At 30.7% G+C, this 18,043-nt stretch carries 20 protein-coding genes; 11 read left to right on the forward strand and 9 right to left on the reverse strand.

The genetic code is table 11. The features are described from left to right. Window positions 1-80: 80 nt before the first annotated feature. The 7 genes from AJN56_RS06755 to AJN56_RS08955 are packed head-to-tail and all read left to right on the forward strand — an operon-like array spanning window position 81 to window position 5,450. Complete coding sequence (locus AJN56_RS06755) at window positions 81-956, forward strand: alpha-2,3-sialyltransferase (protein WP_002869021.1); 876 nt, start codon at window positions 81-83, stop codon at window positions 954-956. Next, window positions 957-1,997, forward strand: coding sequence for an N-acetylneuraminate synthase (neuB, locus tag AJN56_RS06760; protein ID WP_002869020.1), 1,041 nt, complete (start codon window positions 957-959; stop codon window positions 1,995-1,997). Further along, window positions 1,994-3,118, forward strand: coding sequence for a UDP-N-acetylglucosamine 2-epimerase (gene neuC / locus AJN56_RS06765; protein ID WP_002869019.1), 1,125 nt, complete (start codon window positions 1,994-1,996; stop codon window positions 3,116-3,118). Before neuB ends, neuC begins: the two co-directional genes overlap by 4 nt. After that, entirely contained in the window at window positions 3,111-3,728 is a 618-nt protein-coding gene (locus AJN56_RS06770; RefSeq protein WP_016818193.1) for a glycosyltransferase, read from the forward strand. Before neuC ends, AJN56_RS06770 begins: the two co-directional genes overlap by 8 nt. Beyond that, a complete protein-coding gene (locus tag AJN56_RS08780; protein ID WP_019260376.1) occupies window positions 3,725-4,057 on the forward strand; it encodes a hypothetical protein in 333 nt (110 codons plus the stop codon). Before AJN56_RS06770 ends, AJN56_RS08780 begins: the two co-directional genes overlap by 4 nt. After that, a complete protein-coding gene (locus AJN56_RS06775) occupies window positions 4,054-4,719 on the forward strand; it encodes a cytidylyltransferase domain-containing protein (RefSeq protein WP_002869017.1) in 666 nt (221 codons plus the stop codon). The genes AJN56_RS08780 and AJN56_RS06775 overlap by 4 nt, the downstream gene beginning before the upstream one ends. Further along, on the forward strand, window positions 4,707-5,450 hold the full coding sequence (locus AJN56_RS08955) for a CatB-related O-acetyltransferase (protein WP_002869016.1): 744 nt from the start codon (window positions 4,707-4,709) through the stop codon (window positions 5,448-5,450). Before AJN56_RS06775 ends, AJN56_RS08955 begins: the two co-directional genes overlap by 13 nt. A gap of 80 nt (window positions 5,451-5,530) precedes the next feature. On the opposite strand, the gene AJN56_RS06785 is transcribed toward AJN56_RS08955, so the two are convergent. Next, entirely contained in the window at window positions 5,531-6,358 is an 828-nt protein-coding gene (locus AJN56_RS06785) for a glycosyltransferase family 2 protein (protein ID WP_002869015.1), read from the reverse strand. A 58-nt stretch (window positions 6,359-6,416) separates the two neighbouring features. Between AJN56_RS06785 and waaF the strand changes: the two genes are divergently transcribed. Next, window positions 6,417-7,370 (forward strand): lipopolysaccharide heptosyltransferase II, encoded by a 954-nt coding sequence (gene waaF / locus AJN56_RS06790; RefSeq protein ID WP_002869014.1) that lies wholly within the window; start codon window positions 6,417-6,419, stop codon window positions 7,368-7,370. Between the two features lie 6 nt (window positions 7,371-7,376). On the opposite strand, the gene AJN56_RS06795 is transcribed toward waaF, so the two are convergent. Genes AJN56_RS06795 through gmhB form a run of 5 tightly spaced genes read right to left on the reverse strand, consistent with a single transcriptional unit; the run spans window position 7,377 to window position 11,580 of the window. Further along, window positions 7,377-8,132 (reverse strand): glycosyltransferase family 25 protein, encoded by a 756-nt coding sequence (locus AJN56_RS06795; protein ID WP_002869013.1) that lies wholly within the window; start codon window positions 8,130-8,132, stop codon window positions 7,377-7,379. Beyond that, the gene (gmhA, locus tag AJN56_RS06800; RefSeq protein WP_002869012.1) at window positions 8,132-8,692 is read right to left on the reverse strand and encodes a D-sedoheptulose 7-phosphate isomerase; all 561 of its coding nucleotides are present in this window, start codon (window positions 8,690-8,692) and stop codon (window positions 8,132-8,134) included. Before gmhA ends, AJN56_RS06795 begins: the two co-directional genes overlap by 1 nt. Further along, window positions 8,689-10,074 carry a D-glycero-beta-D-manno-heptose-7-phosphate kinase gene (gene rfaE1 / locus AJN56_RS06805; RefSeq protein ID WP_002869011.1) on the reverse strand — a complete coding sequence of 462 codons (1,386 nt, stop codon included), beginning with the start codon at window positions 10,072-10,074 and terminating at the stop codon, window positions 8,689-8,691. Before rfaE1 ends, gmhA begins: the two co-directional genes overlap by 4 nt. Next, on the reverse strand, window positions 10,067-11,020 hold the full coding sequence (gene rfaD, locus AJN56_RS06810) for an ADP-glyceromanno-heptose 6-epimerase (RefSeq protein WP_002856483.1): 954 nt from the start codon (window positions 11,018-11,020) through the stop codon (window positions 10,067-10,069). Before rfaD ends, rfaE1 begins: the two co-directional genes overlap by 8 nt. Continuing rightward, a complete protein-coding gene (gene gmhB, locus AJN56_RS06815) occupies window positions 11,017-11,580 on the reverse strand; it encodes a D-glycero-alpha-D-manno-heptose-1,7-bisphosphate 7-phosphatase (RefSeq protein ID WP_070246478.1) in 564 nt (187 codons plus the stop codon). The genes rfaD and gmhB overlap by 4 nt, the downstream gene beginning before the upstream one ends. Before the next feature lie 81 nt (window positions 11,581-11,661). On the opposite strand from gmhB, the gene AJN56_RS06820 reads away from it, so the two are divergent. Continuing rightward, window positions 11,662-11,964, forward strand: coding sequence for a c-type cytochrome (locus AJN56_RS06820; protein WP_002852762.1), 303 nt, complete (start codon window positions 11,662-11,664; stop codon window positions 11,962-11,964). A 22-nt stretch (window positions 11,965-11,986) separates the two neighbouring features. On the opposite strand, the gene ccoS is transcribed toward AJN56_RS06820, so the two are convergent. Continuing rightward, window positions 11,987-12,193, reverse strand: a complete 207-nt coding sequence (gene ccoS, locus AJN56_RS06825) for a cbb3-type cytochrome oxidase assembly protein CcoS (RefSeq protein WP_002852798.1) — start codon at window positions 12,191-12,193, stop codon at window positions 11,987-11,989. Further along, window positions 12,190-14,547 carry a heavy metal translocating P-type ATPase gene (locus AJN56_RS06830; RefSeq protein WP_079254191.1) on the reverse strand — a complete coding sequence of 786 codons (2,358 nt, stop codon included), beginning with the start codon at window positions 14,545-14,547 and terminating at the stop codon, window positions 12,190-12,192. The genes ccoS and AJN56_RS06830 overlap by 4 nt, the downstream gene beginning before the upstream one ends. 108 nt (window positions 14,548-14,655) lie before the next feature. Between AJN56_RS06830 and rho the strand changes: the two genes are divergently transcribed. Further along, window positions 14,656-15,954: a transcription termination factor Rho gene (gene rho, locus AJN56_RS06835; RefSeq protein WP_002853705.1), complete on the forward strand. Its 1,299-nt coding sequence runs from the start codon at window positions 14,656-14,658 to the stop codon at window positions 15,952-15,954. 3 nt (window positions 15,955-15,957) lie between these two features. Then, window positions 15,958-17,487, forward strand: a complete 1,530-nt coding sequence (locus AJN56_RS06840; protein WP_002855902.1) for a DNA polymerase III subunit gamma/tau — start codon at window positions 15,958-15,960, stop codon at window positions 17,485-17,487. On the opposite strand, the gene AJN56_RS06845 is transcribed toward AJN56_RS06840, so the two are convergent. After that, window positions 17,484-18,005: a DUF2165 family protein gene (locus AJN56_RS06845; protein WP_002855871.1), complete on the reverse strand. Its 522-nt coding sequence runs from the start codon at window positions 18,003-18,005 to the stop codon at window positions 17,484-17,486. The two genes, AJN56_RS06840 and AJN56_RS06845, sit on opposite strands and share 4 nt — an antisense overlap. Window positions 18,006-18,043 lie beyond the last annotated feature (38 nt).

Here is an 18,043-nt window from a genome sequence, read left to right on the forward strand (position 1 = left end):
CTTATTTTATTATAATTTAATTATAACATAAAATCTATTTTGATAAAATCGTTAAAAATAAATCTTGATGGAAAATAATCATGAAAAAAGTTATTATTGCTGGAAATGGACCAAGTTTAAAAGAAATTGATTATTCAAGGCTACCAAATGATTTTGATGTATTTAGATGTAATCAATTTTATTTTGAAGATAAATACTATCTTGGTAAAAAATGCAAAGCAGTGTTTTACACCCCTAATTTCTTCTTTGAGCAATACTACACTTTAAAACATTTAATCCAAAATCAAGAATATGAGACCGAACTAATTATGTGTTCTAATTACAACCAAGCTCATCTAGAAAATGAAAATTTTGTAAAAACTTTTTACGATTATTTTCCTGATGCTCATTTGGGATATGATTTTTTTAAACAACTTAAAGAATTTAATGCTTATTTTAAATTTCACGAAATTTATTTCAATCAAAGAATTACCTCAGGGGTCTATATGTGTGCAGTAGCCATAGCCCTAGGATACAAAGAAATTTATCTTTCGGGAATTGATTTTTATCAAAATGGGTCATCTTATGCTTTTGATACCAAACAAGAAAATCTTTTAAAACTAGCCCCTGATTTTAAAAATGATCGCTCACACTATATCGGACATAGTAAAAATACAGATATAAAAGCTTTAGAATTTCTAGAAAAAACTTACAAAATAAAACTATATTGCTTATGTCCTAATAGTCTTTTAGCAAATTTTATAGAACTAGCGCCAAATTTAAATTCAAATTTTATCATACAAGAAAAAAATAACTACACTAAAGATATACTCATACCTTCTAGTGAGGCTTATGGAAAATTTTCAAAAAATATTAATTTTAAAAAAATAAAAATTAAAGAAAATGTTTATTACAAGTTGATAAAAGATCTATTAAGATTACCTAGTGATATAAAGCATTATTTCAAAGGAAAATAAATGAAAGAAATAAAAATACAAAATATAATCATAAGTGAAGAAAAAGCACCCTTAGTCGTGCCTGAAATAGGCATTAATCATAATGGCAGTTTAGAACTAGCTAAAATTATGGTAGATGCAGCCTTTAGCGCAGGTGCTAAGATTATAAAGCATCAAACCCACATCGTTGAAGATGAGATGAGTAAGGCCGCTAAAAAAGTAATTCCTGGTAATGCAAAAATAAGCATTTATGAGATTATGCAAAAATGTGCTTTAGATTATAAAGATGAGCTAGCACTTAAAGAATACACAGAAAAATTAGGTCTTGTTTATCTTAGCACACCTTTTTCTCGTGCAGGTGCAAACCGCTTAGAAGATATGGGAGTTAGTGCTTTTAAGATTGGTTCAGGTGAGTGTAATAATTATCCGCTTATTAAACACATAGCAGCCTTTAAAAAGCCTATGATAGTTAGCACAGGAATGAATAGTATTGAAAGTATAAAACCAACTGTAAAAATCTTATTAGACAATGAAATTCCCTTTGTTTTAATGCACACGACCAATCTTTACCCAACCCCGCATAATCTTGTAAGATTAAACGCTATGCTTGAATTAAAAAAAGAATTTTCTTGCATGGTAGGCTTAAGCGACCACACAACAGATAATCTTGCGTGTTTAGGTGCGGTTGCACTTGGTGCTTGTGTGCTTGAAAGACATTTTACTGATAGTATGCATAGAAGTGGCCCTGATATAGTTTGTTCTATGGATACAAAGGCTTTAAAAGAGCTAATTATCCAAAGTGAGCAAATGGCTATAATGAAAGGAAATAATGAAAGCAAAAAAGCAGCTAAGCAAGAACAAGTTACAATTGATTTTGCCTTTGCAAGCGTAGTTAGCATTAAAGATATTAAAAAAGGCGAAGTTTTATCTATGGACAATATCTGGGTTAAAAGACCTGGACTTGGTGGAATTAGTGCGGCTGAATTTGAAAATATTTTAGGCAAAAAAGCATTAAGAGATATAGAAAATGATACTCAGTTAAGCTATGAGGATTTTGCGTGAAAAAAATCCTTTTTATAACAGGCACCAGGGCTGATTATTCTAAGATTAAATCTTTAATGTATAGGGTGCAAAACTCAAGCGAATTTGAGCTTTACATCTTTGCAACAGGAATGCACTTAAGCAAAAATTTTGGCTATACAGTTAAAGAGCTTTATAAAAATGGCTTTAAAAATATTTATGAATTTATAAATTATGATAAATATTATCAAACTGATAAGGCTTTAGCCACTACAATTGATGGATTTTCAAGGTATGTAAATGAGTTAAAACCTGATTTAATCGTAGTACATGGAGATAGAATCGAGCCTTTAGCAGCAGCTATTGTTGGAGCATTAAATAATATCTTAGTAGCGCATATTGAAGGCGGAGAGATTTCAGGAACTATTGACGATAGCTTACGCCACGCTATATCAAAACTAGCTCATATTCATTTAGTAAATGATGAGTTTGCAAAAAGGCGTTTAATGCAGCTTGGAGAAGATGAAAAATCTATTTTTATCATAGGTTCGCCTGATTTAGAACTTTTAAACGATAATAAAATTTCACTTAGCGAAGCAAAAAAATATTATGATATAAATTATGAAAACTACGCTTTGCTTATGTTTCATCCTGTTACAACTGAAATTACTAGCATTAAAAATCAAGCAGATAATTTAGTAAAAGCACTGATACAAAGTAATAAAAATTATATTGTTATTTATCCAAATAATGATTTAGGTTTTGAATTAATCTTGCAAAGCTATGAAGAGCTTAAAAACAATCCTAGATTTAAGCTTTTTCCATCGCTTAGATTTGAGTATTTTATAACTTTGTTAAAAAATGCTGATTTTATAATAGGTAATTCAAGTTGCATTTTAAAAGAGGCCTTATACTTAAAAACAGCAGGGATTTTAGTTGGCTCAAGACAAAATGGAAGACTTGGCAATGAAAATACACTAAAAGTTAATGCAAATAGTGATGAAATACTAAAAGCTATTAACACCATTCATAAAAAACAAGATTTATTTAGCACTAAGTTAGAGATTTTAGATAGCTCAAAATTATTTTTTGAATATTTATTAAGCGGAGAATTTTTTAAACTCAGCACACAAAAAGTTTTTAAGGATATAAAACATGCTTAAAAAAATCATTTCTTTATATAAAAGATACTCGATTTCTAAAAAATTGGTTTTAGATAATGAGCATTTCATTAAGGAAAATAAAAACATCTATGGAAAAAAACATAAGGGCTTTTTTGACTTTGATGAAAAGGCTAAGGATGTGAAATCACCCCTTAATCCTTGGGGATTTATCAGGGTTAAAAATGAAGCTTTAACCCTAAGAGTTTCTTTAGAAAGTATACTACCTGCTTTACAAAGAGGAATTATAGCTTACAACGACTGTGATGATGGGAGTGAAGAGCTTATTTTAGAATTTTGCAAGCAATATCCCAACTTCATTGCTAAAAAATATCCTTATAAAGTAGATCTAGAAAATCCTAAAAATGAAGAAAATAAACTTTACTCTTATTACAATTGGGCAGCATCTTTTATACCCTTAGATGAGTGGTTTATAAAAATCGATGTGGATCATTACTACGATGCCAAGAAGCTTTATAAGAGTTTTTATAGGATTGATCAAGAAAATAAAGCCTTATGCTACCCAAGAATTAATTTTATAATCTTAAATGGAAATATTTATGTGCAAAATAGTGGAAATTATGGATTCATAGGGGGGGGGATCAACTCTTGATTAAAAGAAGAAATAGTAGCTTTATAGAAAGAAGGGTTTCAAAAAAAAGCCAATGGATAGATCCTAAGGGACTTATAGAAGAACTCTACTCCGAGCAACAAGTCTTATCTCAAGGAGTGAAAATACTACAAGCTCCCCTACTTCAGTGGCATTTTCCTGCCTTAAAATACCGCCGAAACGATTACCAACAATATTTAGATATCTTGAGTTTAGAAGAATTTCAGGCCTTTCATCGTAAGAGCAAAGAGGCTAAAAAAATAGACTTTGCCATGCTAAAACGCCCTGTAATCGAGCAAATATTAAAGAAATTTCAAGGAGAGATAAAATGAGCTTAGCAATAATCCCTGCTCGTGGTGGCTCAAAGGGTATTAAAAATAAAAATTTGGTTTTATTAAATAATAAACCTTTAATTTATTACACCATTAAAGCTGCACTAAATGCTAAAAGCATTAGTAAAGTTGTTGTAAGCAGTGATAGTGATGAAATTTTAAATTATGCAAAAAGCCAAAATGTTGATATTTTAAAACGCCCAATTAGCCTTGCACAAGATGATACTACAAGCGATAAAGTGCTTTTACATGCTCTAAAATTTTACAAAGATTATGAAGATGTAGTTTTTTTACAACCCACTTCGCCGCTAAGAACAAATATTCATATTGATAAAGCTTTTAATCTTTATAAAAATAGCAATGCAAATGCCCTAATTAGCGTAAGCGAATGTGATAATAAAATTCTAAAAGCCTTTGTTTGTAATGATTATGGCGATTTAGCAGGGATTTGTAATGATGAATATCCTTTTATGCCAAGGCAAAAATTGCCTAAAACTTATATGAGCAATGGTGCAATTTATATTTTAAAGATAAAAGAATTTTTAAACAATCCTAGCTTTTTGCAAAACAAAACCAAGCATTTTTTAATGGACGAAAGCTCAAGTTTAGATATTGACTGTTTAGAGGATTTAAAAAAGGTTGAACAGATATGGAAAAAATAACCTTAAAATGCAATAAAAATATATTAAATTTATTAAAGCAATATAATATTTATACAAAAACTTACATAGAAAATCCTAGAAGATTTTCAAGACTAAAAACCAAAGATTTTATAACCATTCCATTGAAAAACAATCAATTAGAGAGTGCGGCGGGGCTGGGGATAGAAGAATATTGTGCTTTTAAATTTAGCAATATCTTACATGAAATGGGTTCATTTTCTTTTAGCGGATCTTTTCTACCTCATTATGCAAAAGTTGGAAGGTATTGTTCAATTGCTGATGGGGTTTCTATGTTTAACTTTCAACACCCTATAGATAGAATCAGCACTGCAAGTTTTACCTATGAAACAAATCATAGTTTTATTAACGATGCTTGCCAAAATCACATCAACAAAACATTTCCTATAGTTAACCATAATCCAAGCTCATCAATAACGCATTTAATTATACAAGATGATGTTTGGATAGGAAAAGATGTTTTGCTTAAACAGGGTATCACACTTGGGACTGGATGTGTCATAGGACAAAGAGCTGTAGTTACTAAAGATGTACCACCTTATGCTATAGTTGCAGGAATTCCAGCCAAAATTATCAAATATAGATTTGATGAAAAAACAATAGAAAGATTATTAAAAATTCAATGGTGGAGATATCATTTTGCTGATTTTTATGATATTGATCTTAATTTAAAAATAAACCAATATCTTGACCTACTAGAAAAAAAATCATAAAAAAATCAATTTCCTACTATAATCCAAATAAACTTTATTTTAGAGATATTTTAGAACTAAAATCAAAAAAAATTTTTAATCTATTTTAATCTATTTTTCACCCCTACTTCCTCTCTCTCCAAAACTTCAAATAATTTCTGATGAAATTCATCATGTAAAAACTCTTTGGAGAGTCTTTTTATGATTTCATTACTTTTCTTTTTATCATAATAATTTTGATTTAAAATTTCTTTATTTTTATTCTCATATCTTCCATTTGGATTAAATTCGTAATGATAAATGCAAGTTTTAAAAACAGCTATTTTCTCGCAAAACATAAAATAAATATAACAAAAAAGCACATCTTCGCCGTAACTCAAACGCTCATCGATTTTAACCTTTTCAAATTTAACCTTTTCAAAATTTTTTAAGATGATATCTTTTCTAAAACACTTCGCCCAAACTGACCAGCAAAAATGCCTTTGTTTGCTTAAGAATTCTAAAAATTCTTTTTGATTAAAAACTCCATCTTGTTTAAAACGATAAAATTGTTTGGTTTTTACCCTATGTACAAAGGCATCAAAACAAAGCAAATCAAAACCTTTTTTCATCTCTTTAAACGCTATTTCACAAGCACCAGGTGTCAAAAAATCATCACTATCTAAAAACATTATAAAATCAGAACTAGAATGCAAAACTCCTAAATTTCTACTTGCAAAAGTGCCTAAATTTTCTTCATTTTGAAAGATTTTTATCCTTGGATCTTTTTTAGCAAATTCTAAAACCATATTTAAACTATTATCTTTACTTTTATCATCGATAATCAAAATTTCAATATCTTTTAAAGTCTGATTTATACAACTTTGCAAAGCTCTTAAGATAAAATCACAAGAATTAAAAAGCGGGATTATGATCGAAAGTTGTGGCATATTTTTCCTAAATTTTGTTAAAATAATAAAAACAATTCTATCAAAGTTTAGGAAATTTATGAAAATTTTTATACATCTTCCCACTTGGCTAGGCGATGCAGTGATGGCTTCGCCTGCTTTATACGCTATAAAAGAACATTTTAAAAATGCCCAATTTATCCTTTATGGCTCTTTGGTTTCCACAGCACTTTTTAAAGAATTTCCTAATTCTAAAATCATCATAGAAAATAAACAATCTCGCTATAAACAAGCCCTATCTTTACGCAAAGAACTTGGTAAGATCGATTTTAGCTTTGCTTTTAGGTCTGCGTTTTCTTCTAAGATTATCTTGCATATTCTTAAAACGAAACAAAGATATTTTTTTGACAAAAACAAGCACAAAGAAGAACATCAAGTTTTAAAATACCTTTATTTTATAGAAAACTCACTTAGTATAAAAGCTCATTTTAAAGACTTAAAGCTTCCCTTTAAGCTAAAATTTCAAAACCCTCTTGTCTTAAAAAATGGTAAAAAAATTCTAGGACTCAACCCTGGTGCAAGCTTTGGAAGTGCAAAAAGATGGGATGTGAGTTATTTTGCTAAAGTGGCTTTAAATTTCAGCCAAAGTCATGAGATTTTAATCTTTGGTGCAGGAAAAGCCGAACAAGAACTTTGTAATGAAATTTATCAAATTTTAAAAGAACAAAACATAAAAGTAAAAAATCTTTGCAATAAAACTACCATCAAAACCCTTTGTCAAAATATCGCTTTTTGCGATCTTTTCATCACAAATGACAGTGGACCTATGCACATAAGTGCGGTTTATAAGGTAAAAACCGTGGCTATTTTTGGTCCTACGAAATTTACTCAAACTTCACCTTGGCAAAATGAAAATGCAAAATTAGTACATTTAGATCTAGCTTGTATGCCTTGTATGCAAAAAACCTGCCCTTTAAAACACCACAAATGCATGAAAGATTTAAAACCAGAAATCATCATAGAAGTAAGTAAACAATTGCTATTTCTAAATTAATTAAAATTATACTTCACGTCTTAAAAATTTTATTGCCTTTTGTTTATATGTAAATTTTAAATAAATAAAATACAACCTACAAATTTCTTTAATTATTCTTTTAAAAATAGGTCTTTTGTCTTTTTTTCTCTCTTCAATAGTGGAATTAATATCTGTTGTCTTTAGTAAAAGAGGAGTGTAAGTTATAGTAAAAACTTTACTATAATAATACATATCCATAACATTATCCACTGGTTTAATCCAAAATTTTAAATTATCAATAAATTTTAAAGCCGAAATAGGTTTTATAAGATACCCTTGTGTTCCGCCAATACTATCCAAAGTAAACAAAAAATTATCATTAAGCTTCAACATTTTACCTTGTGTTAAATAACAAAGTCTTATATATTCATACTTACTCTTTAACAATTCATCTATATATTCTGCCCCATTATTTAAAAATTCATCGCTAAATTCCACATCATCTTCTAGGATGATTATAGGCTCATCAAGCTTCACACATTCTTGCCAAAGTTTATAATGACTAGCAAAACAAGCTTTTTCTCCATCAGAAAGCTCTCTGCCCAGCACCCAAGAACCCCACCAAGGAAAATGATCTTTAAATTCCAAATGTTCTTTATTTTTAGCATCAATAGCCTTAAAGAAAATAAATTCTAATTTATTTTTTAAACTAAGATTTTTTTCAAAAAGCTTTTGAATTTGTTTTTGTATATGCTCTTTTCTATCTAAAGAACGCTCTAAGTTGATGATAAAAACTTTCATTAAAAACCCTCATCTATGATCTGACAAAGTGTGTGTATGATCAAAATGTGCATTTCTTGAATTCTAGCCGTATCATCACTTGGCACGACAAGATTGTGATCGCAAAGCTTATTCATCATTCCACCACCCTTTCCACTAAGCCCTAGACAAAGCATATTAAGTTCTTTTGCTTTTTTAAAAGCTTCTAAAACATTAGGGCTTTTTCCACTGGTTGAAATACCGATTAAAACATCATTTTCATTTCCTAAAGCTTCCACTTGTCTTGAAAAAACAAATTCAAAACCATAGTCATTTCCTATAGCACTAAGTGCTGAAGTATCGGTTGTAAGCGCTATACCTGCTAAAGCCTTGCGTTCTTTTTTATAACGCCCGCTAAGTTCAGCCGCAAAATGCTGAGCATCAGCTGCGCTTCCACCATTTCCGCAAATCAAAATCTTGCCGCCTTTTTTAAGACATTCGCACAAAAGTTCGCCTACTTTAGCGATTTGTCCTTTTAAAATTTCACTGGCTTGAGCTATTTTTTGATGTTCTTGCCATTCTTTTTCTACTAAACTTATCATTTTTTATCCTTTATTTTTTCTATGATCTTGCTTGTACTAAATCCTTCTTCAAAGTCGATTAATTCAACCTTTGAAACAATATCCGCACCCACAACAATTTTATCTTTATAATCAGCTCCTTTAACCAAAATATCAGGCTTTAAAAAGCTTATAAGTTCCAAAGGCGTATCTTCATCAAAAACTACTACAAAATCTACAAAATAAAAAGCTGCCAACATACAAGCTCTTTGAAACTCTGAATTTACAGGACGACTCTCGCCTTTGAGGCTTTTCACACTCGCATCTGAGTTTAAGCCCACAACCAAAACATCGCCCAATCTTTTAGCTTTCTCAAGATATTTTATATGTCCAAAATGCACTATATCAAAACAACCATTTGTAAAAACGATCTTTTTATCATTTTGTTTTAAAAGTGCCAAAAGTTCTTCTTTGCTTTTGATTTTTTTCTCAAAATCCACGTGCTTAAAACTTTTAATCTCATCAAAACTCACACTCACACTACCTATTTTACTTACCACAACAGCTGCGGCTTCATTGGCAAGTTCGCAAGCTTTAAAAATTTCAATTTCATTTGCCAAACAAAAAGCCAAAACGGCAATCACACTATCGCCCGCCCCTGTTACATCATAAACTTCTAAAGCTTTAGCAGGTGCGATTTTTAAATTCTCATCAAAAAGTGCAATCCCCGCTTCTGAAAGAGTGATGATAGAATAACGCAAAGCAAAATCTTCTTTTAATTTTTTAATCCCTTTTTCTAAATTTTTACCCTCTAAATTTTCAAATTTCAAAGCCTCTAAAGCTTCTTTTTTATTAGGCGTGAGTAGGGTTGCACCACTATATTTACTAAAATCACTCCCCTTAGGATCAACCAAAACAGGGATATTTAAAGCCTTAGCCTTTTCTATCACAGCCTTACAAACTTTAGGGGTTAAAACACCTTTAGCATAATCGCTTAAAACCACAGCCTTAAAGTCTTTAATCTTTTCATCAAACAAAGCAATAAGCTCATTTTCGAGCAAAATTGCACTTGTATCTTCTTCATCTAGTCTTAAAACCTGCTGATTGTGCGCCATAATGCGATTTTTAAAAGGGGTTTTGCGTCCTTTTTGGATCAAAAATTCTCCTTTTAAATTTTCTTGTAAAAATTTCCCACTCTCATCATCACCCACAACACCAAGCGCAAAAACATCAGCACCTAAATTTTTTAAATTTGCATAAACATTAGCAGCCCCACCTAATCTTTTATCTTCTTTAAGAGTTTTAGCTACCAAAACAGGGGCTTCAGGACTGATACGCGAACAATCACACCAAGTGTAATTATCCACCATAAAATCCCCTATAATCAAAATTTTAGGTTTTTGCTGACTTAAAAACTCAAGCATTGACTTCCTTTTCAAAAAGTCTTTTTATCTCGCCTAAATAATCTTTTATACCCTCTTCAAGGCTAAATTTTGGCTGATAATCCCAAGTTTGATCTAGTTTTGCTTCAGTGTGGAATTGATAAGATTTTACATAAGGATTTGGGATATATTCGCAAGGCAAATCAGTCTTTAACTCTTTTTGTAAAATATCAACTATATCTTGAAAGGTTCTTGCTTTACCACTGCCTACATTATAAACCCCGCATTTTGAATCAAGGGCGATTAAATTGGCATTAATAACATCTTTAATATAAGTAAAATCTCTATAAATTTGATCACTTCCTTCAAACAAGCGTGGATTTTTTCCTGCTAAAATTTGATGGCCAAATTGTAAAACCATAGAAGCAGTTTTGTTTTTATAAAATTCGCCTTTTCCATAAACATTAAAATATCTAAGTCCTACCAAATGAGCTTTATCGTAGTATTTTTTCGCTAACTTATCCATCATCAATTTTGAAAAAGCATAAGGATTTTTTGGTTCTTCATCTTTACCTACAGTTTGCGGACTTTTTGCATCGCCATAAACTGAAGCTGAACTTGCATAAATAAGCTTTGCATTAAGATCTATGCTAAGTTCTATAAAATCTTTAAAAGTATTTAAATTGGTTTGTAAAACCTTAGTTTGATCAAAAACCGTAGTGTCTGAAATTGCTGCTTGATGAAAAATAATCTCTGGCTTAAAATCTTCAATCTTTTTTAAAACTTTTTCATCATTAATATCGCCTGCAAAAAGTTCTCCATCAAATTCAAGTAAATTTTTAAAATGCCCAAAACTTTGCAAATTTCCATTTTCAAAAGTCGCACTACTACGCATTTTATCGATGATTAAAATTTCATGTTTTTCTTGCAAATTTAAAGCTAGTTGCGAACCTATAAATCCTGCGCCACCTGTGATTGCTATTTTCATTTAAATGTCCTTTTCTTTAAAAAGCTCAAAATTTCTTTTAAATTTTTAAATTGTCTAAAAAAATCACCTTCTTTTTTTTCTTCATTCACTAAAATCAAAGTGCCAATATTAGCATTTAACCCTGCTTGCATATCGCTTAGATTATCTCCGATAAAGATAGAATTTTTCATATCTAAATCAAACTCATCTTTTGCTTTTAAAAGCATTCCTGCTTTAGGTTTGCGACACTCACAACCTTCTAAATGCGGACAATGATAAATTTTATCAATTTTTATATCTTGCTTGGCAAATTCTTTAAGCATATAATCACAAAGCTTAAAAAAATCACTTTCCTTATAATATCCTCTTGCAATGCCTGATTGGTTTGTCGCTATAAAAAGCAAATAATTTCTAGCCAAAAAATATCTACAAAGTTCAAAAATTCCATCACAAAATTCGAAATCTTCTATTTTATAGACATATTTTTTATCTATATTAATCACACCGTCTCTATCTAAAAATAATGCTTTTGTTTTCATAAAAACATTATAATATAGCTTTTTTAAAAAGAAAATAAACATTATCTTTAATTTCTTAAGATTTTTATTAAAAATAAAGATATATAATACCTAGCAATCTAATTTTTACTAAGGAGAAAACAAATGAAAAAATTATTAGTAGTTTCTGCTTTGGCATGTCTTGGCGTTTCTGCTTTTGCTGCAGATGGTGCTACACTTTTTAAAAAATGTGCAGTATGCCATGGTGCAAATGCTGACAAAGTTTACTTAAACAAAGTTCCAGCTTTAAAAACTCTTTCTTCTGCTGAAAGACTTCAATACATGAAAGAATATTCAGAAGGCAAAAGAAATGCTTATGGTCAAGGTGCGATCATGAAACTTAACCTTAAAGGTTTAACTGAAGAAGATTTTAAAGCTATCGAAGCTCATATTGAAACTTTAAAATAATTTCCAAAAAAGGCTTTTCTTTTTAAGAAAGCCTTTTTTTATCCAAAGCTTCTTTTTTACGCCTTTCTAATTCTATAGCATCACGCAAAGAATCCTCATCATCATTTAAAGTAGTAAATTTATAATCATCGTCAAATTGCTTATTTTTAATCCCCCAAAGTAAAGTTGCCAAAATGATAAAAAACGCTAAGATAGAAACTCCTATCATCATCATGATTATACTATTCATTCTTTGATCCTTAAAGCATTTAAAACGACTATTATACTACTAAAAGACATAGAAATAGCAGCAAACAAAGGATTAATCATACCCAAAAAAGCCAAAGGTATGGTACAAGCATTATAAAACAAAGAAAAAGCAAGATTTTGCTTGATAATTTTAAAGGTATTTTTAGATAATTTGATGGCTTTTTTTAAAGAAAGTAAATCATTTTTTAAAAGCAAGACATCACTACTTTCTATAGCTAAATCACTTCCTTCTCTTAAAGTCATCGAAACACTTGCATATTTTAAAGCTAGTGCGTCATTTACCCCATCGCCTACAAATAAAACTTTGTAATTTTTACTTAATTTTTCTATAGTTTTCATCTTATCTTCTGGCAAACAAGAAGCTTGATAATTTTGAATTTCTAATTTTCTAGCTATTTTTTCCACTGCTTTTTGATGATCACCACTAAGTATCATTAATTCTTTCTTTTCTTTTTTAAGATAAGTGATAAGCTCTTTTGCATCTTCTCTTAAAACACTATCAAACTCAAAAAAAGCTAAAATTTTACCTTCCTTGGCAAAAATAAAATGCGTATTATCAAATTCTTTAGCCACAATACCCTTTTCTTGCAAAAATTTAGAACTTCCGCCTAAAAGCAACCCTTCATTTAACTCAGCACTTAAACCTTTAGCTTGAATGCTTGAATGCTTTTTAAAATCCAAATTTAAATCCTTGGCTCCTTTTTGCTTTAAATACGACGCAATATTTTGAGAGATAGGATGTTTAGAAAGTTTTACAAAATTATAAAGCTCATTTAAATCAAGCGCTTTATCTAAAAAAACCTCTTTAAGTTCAAGCTCTATTTTAGTTAAAATACCTGTTTTATCAAACACTACACAATCACATTTACTTAAATCTTCTATCACGCTAGAACTTTTAAATAAAATATGCTTTTTTAAAGCCCTACCTAAGGCCACAAGATTGCTCACGGGCGTTGCTAAAGCCAAAGCACAAGGACAAGCGATAATTAAAACTGCAATCGCATTGACTAAAGAAATTTCAAAACTCTCTTCTTTGTAAAAAAACCAAAAAGCAAAACAAATAAAAGCGATCAATAAAACCGTTCTAGAAAAATAAGCCGAAAGACTATTGACCAAACTTTCAAGTTTTGCTTTTTTAGAGCTTGCAAGTTCTAAAAGCTGAATAATTTGACTGAGTTTTGAATCCTTATAAAGCTTTGTTGCTTCATACTCCACACTTCCATCAAGCACTATACAAGCTGAAAAAATTTCATCTTCTTTTTGTATGAGTTTTGGGATATTTTCTCCATTTAAAGAAGAGGTATCCACGCTCATTTCACCACTTTTACAAATCCCATCGATTAAAATTTTATCTCCAGTTTTAAGCAAAATTCTATCCCCTAAACAAACCTTTTGCACTTCTTTAGGAGCAAATTCTTTACCATCAAAAACTAAAACTTCATTTTGTAAAAAATCATTAAGCCCATCTATGGTATCTAAAGCACGCTTTTTGCTAAACATCTCAAGATATTTTCCTATAAATACAAAGCAAATTATCATCGCCACAGAATCAAAATACACTTCCCCCACCCTAAAAAACATAGCCCATAAAGAATAAATATAAGCCAAACTCGCTCCGCTAATTACCAATACATCCATATTTAAACTATGCATTTTTAAAGTTTTAAAAGCACTTTTATAAAAATGAGATCCCGTATAAAAAAGCACAGGAGAACAAAGGATAAATTCAGCAAAATTTAAAATATCCTTAGTATCCTTATCCATACCGCTAAAAAATCCTGCGTATTTTGCCACTGCTATCCACATGATATTCATCACACAAGCTATAGCCACAACAAGCTTAGAATAAAATTCCCTTTTTAGTAAATCCGCTTTTTTTGAAGCCTTGCTCGCATCATAAGCACTCGCTTTATAGCCTATACTTTCAATAAGTCTTAAAATTTGCACCAAAGAAATGCTTTGTTCATCAAAAACAATGCGTGCTTTATGGTTTAAATGATTGATATCAAGTTCTAAAATTCCTTCTTGCTTGGTTAAAATTTTCTCATTAAGCCACACACAAGCTGCACATTCTATACCGTGTATCATGAGATAAATTTCACTAAATCCTTCTTTAGTTTTAGTGATAAACTCATCATAATTTTTCATTTCATTTTGAAAATTTACAGGGCTTAAGGTTTGATTTCCAAGCTTTTCATAAAACTCATCTAATCCACTTTCATGCAAAATTTCCCAAACGCTCTCACAACCCTTACAACAAAAAAATTTACCCTTATACTCTATCATTTGAGCTTGTTTATAATCAAGTTTGCAATGTTCACATTTCATAATCATTCTTTAAAAAAATATTTTTTATAATTATAAACAAATTTGACAAAAAGTGCATTTTTTTATTAAAATCACATTTTACAAAAATTATTCTGCTAAATCTTACGAGGACTTATGGAAAAAGAAAAAAAACAACATCAAAGAACCCACGTTCCAGTGGAAGGTTATAAAATTGAAGAATTAAAATTATTAGATCTAGAAAATCTAGTTAAAATCGCTAATGAATGTGAAATCGAAAATCCAAGAGAATTTCGCCGCCAAGAACTTATTTTTGAAATTTTAAAAGCACAAACAAAAAAAGGCGGTTTCATACTTTTTACGGGTATCTTAGAAATTTCTTCTGAAGGTTATGGCTTTTTAAGAGGCATGGACTCCAATCTTAGTGATAGTGTTAATGACGCTTATGTTTCAAATTCACAAATTAGAAAATTTGCTCTGCGTGTAGGCGATATCGTTACAGGACAAGTTAGAGAACCTAAAGATCAGGAAAAATACTACGCTCTTTTAAAAATCGAAGCGATCAATTATCTGCCTTTACAAGAAGCCAAAGAAAGACCTTTGTTTGATAACTTAACCCCTATTTTTCCAACAGAAAAAATCAAGCTCGAATACGATGCGATGAAGCTTACAGGCCGTGTTTTAGATCTTTTTACCCCTATAGGAAAAGGACAACGCGGACTCATCGTTGCTCCACCACGCACAGGTAAAACAGAGCTTATGAAAGAACTTGCTACTGCCATTGCAAAAAACCATCCTGAAATGCATTTAATCGTGCTTTTAGTCGATGAAAGACCTGAAGAAGTTACCGATATGCAAAGATGTGTAAAAGGGGAGGTTTTTAGTTCTACTTTTGATTTACCTGCTTATAATCATGTGCGTGTAGCTGAACTCGTGATAGAAAAAGCCAAAAGAATGGTAGAAACAGGTAAAGATGTTATTATCTTACTTGATAGCATCACAAGACTGGCGCGTGCTTATAACACCGCAACTCCAAGCAGTGGAAAAGTCCTAAGCGGTGGGGTAGATGCTAATGCTCTGCACAAACCAAAACGCTTCTTTGGCGCAGCTAGAAATATAGAAAATGGAGGCTCTTTAACCATAGTTGCTACAGCTTTAATTGACACAGGTTCAAGAATGGATGATGTGATTTTTGAAGAATTTAAAGGCACAGGAAATAGCGAAATAGTTCTTGATAGAAATATTGCCGATAGAAGAATTTATCCTGCGATTAATATCATCAAATCAGGAACAAGAAAAGAAGAATTACTCCAAGGCGTGGCAAATCTTCAAAAAATTTGGGCGATCCGTTCAGCGATTTCTCAAATGGATGATGTTGAGGCATTGAAATTTTTATATTCTAAAATGCTTAAAACCAAAGACAATGTAGAACTTTTATCTATAATGAACGAGTAAAAAATGCTTCAAGCCCTAGCGATTAAATACAGGCCAAAAACCTTTGATGAACTCATAGGACAAAAAACAGTTAGCGTAAGTTTAAAATACGCCCTAAATCATAATCGCTTAGCTCATGCTTATCTTTTTTCAGGACTTAGAGGAAGTGGAAAAACTTCAAGTGCTAGAATTTTTTCTCGTGCTTTAGTTTGCGAACAAGGACCAAGCGATACTCCATGTGGCACTTGCAAACACTGTCTTGCAGCACTTGAAGGCAAACATATAGACATTATAGAAATGGATGCTGCAAGCAACCGTGGGCTTGAAGACATACAAGCCTTAATCGAACAAACCAAATACACCCCTTCTATGGCAAGATTTAAAATTTTCATCATTGATGAAGTACATATGCTTACCCCACAAGCTGCAAATGCACTTTTAAAAACCTTAGAAGAACCCCCAAGTTATGTTAAATTTATACTTGCAACCACTGATCCTTTAAAACTCCCAGCTACTGTGCTTTCAAGAACGCAACATTTTCGCTTTAAACAAATTCCACAGAGTGAAATTTTAAACCATCTTAAAGAAATTTTACTTAAAGAAAATGTTAAATTTGAAGAAGAAGCTTTAAAATTTATAGCAAGAAGTGGCAACGGATCTTTAAGAGATACTTTAACCTTGCTTGACCAAGCTATTATTTTTTGTCAAAATGAAATCAGCATTAGCAAGATTACCGATATGTTAGGCTTTTTAGATCCTCAAAAAATCAAAGCCTTTTATCAGGCTATCTTAACAAAAGACAAGGAAAAAGTTTTTGCATACTTAGAAGAATTACAAGACTATGAAGCCTCAAACGTGATTGATGAAATGCTTTTTTATTTAAAAGAAAGCTTTTTTGCAAAAAGTACGGAATTTTCTATTTTAATTTATGAAAGATTTTTCCGTATTTTATCAAAAGCTAAAAATATGCTTTGCGATGATGATGGCTTTACGCTTTGTGTTATGGCTTTTATGATGATGGAAGCAAGCCATTTAAAAGAAATTGATGCACAAATCCAAGAAATCAAACAAGAAAATACAACAAATATTACACCTAGGATCACACCTGCTCCTATCATACCTAATCTTGAGAAAAAAATAGAAAAAAATGCTTATGAAATCTTGCTTGATAGTATTTATGATAGAGATTTTGATCTTGCAGAATGCTTTAAACAAAGCACGAAATTTATTAGTTTTGAAAACAATACCTTAAATATAAGCTCAAACGCACAAGGACAAAATCGCGATACACTCAATAAAGGTTTTAAACTCATACAAGAACTTTTTAAAACTAAATTTGGAGAAAATGCTAAAATTAATGTGCAAAAAGCACTAACAATTGACGAAAATAAGCTTCAATCCTTAACTCAAGAATTACCAAACAATGAAAACAAAAACATAGATATTCAAAGTTCTATTAATATGCTTAAAGAAGGGGCCAAAAAATTTGACCCACAAGAAGATCTTAAAGAGGCTCTTAAAGATTGTTTTGGAGAGCCTAGTATAGAAAATTAATCATCATTTTTAAGAGAGATGAAAATCAAAGCTAAAAACATATAAGTTACCAATCTTGTAGCATCAGGTAAACCGTTCCAAACCTTGCTCATCCACATTCCAAACCATTCTGCAGCAACTACTTGGAAGGCAAAAAACCATAAAATACAACAACAAGTTAAAGAAACAATCCCAAAAATCTTAGCATTATGAAAGCTTTGGGCATCTAAATTTCTAGCTTTAAACATATCATAAGCACCTTTTAGAGCTGTTAAGGTAATAAAAGTTTCAAAAAGAATAATTGCTATATAGCCTATATGATGAATCACAGGAGAAGTAATAGCCCTATAAACTATAGCATTACCCAAATAATCAGGCTTTGTATCCATACTCATCACATGTGAAACAAATTGGAAATTAGAATTGCAATCTGTCACATTTCCAAAAACCACTATACCTGCTAACGATGCAACGGTAAGCAAAATAATAATTTTTGAAAATCTAATCATTTTGCTTATGCAAAAACATTTTTGTTGCATTTATACTCTTTTAATAATATATTTTAGTAATATTAATT

This window comes from Campylobacter sp. BCW_4319 (assembly GCF_001764435.1).
GTDB lineage: Bacteria > Campylobacterota > Campylobacteria > Campylobacterales > Campylobacteraceae > Campylobacter_D > Campylobacter_D jejuni.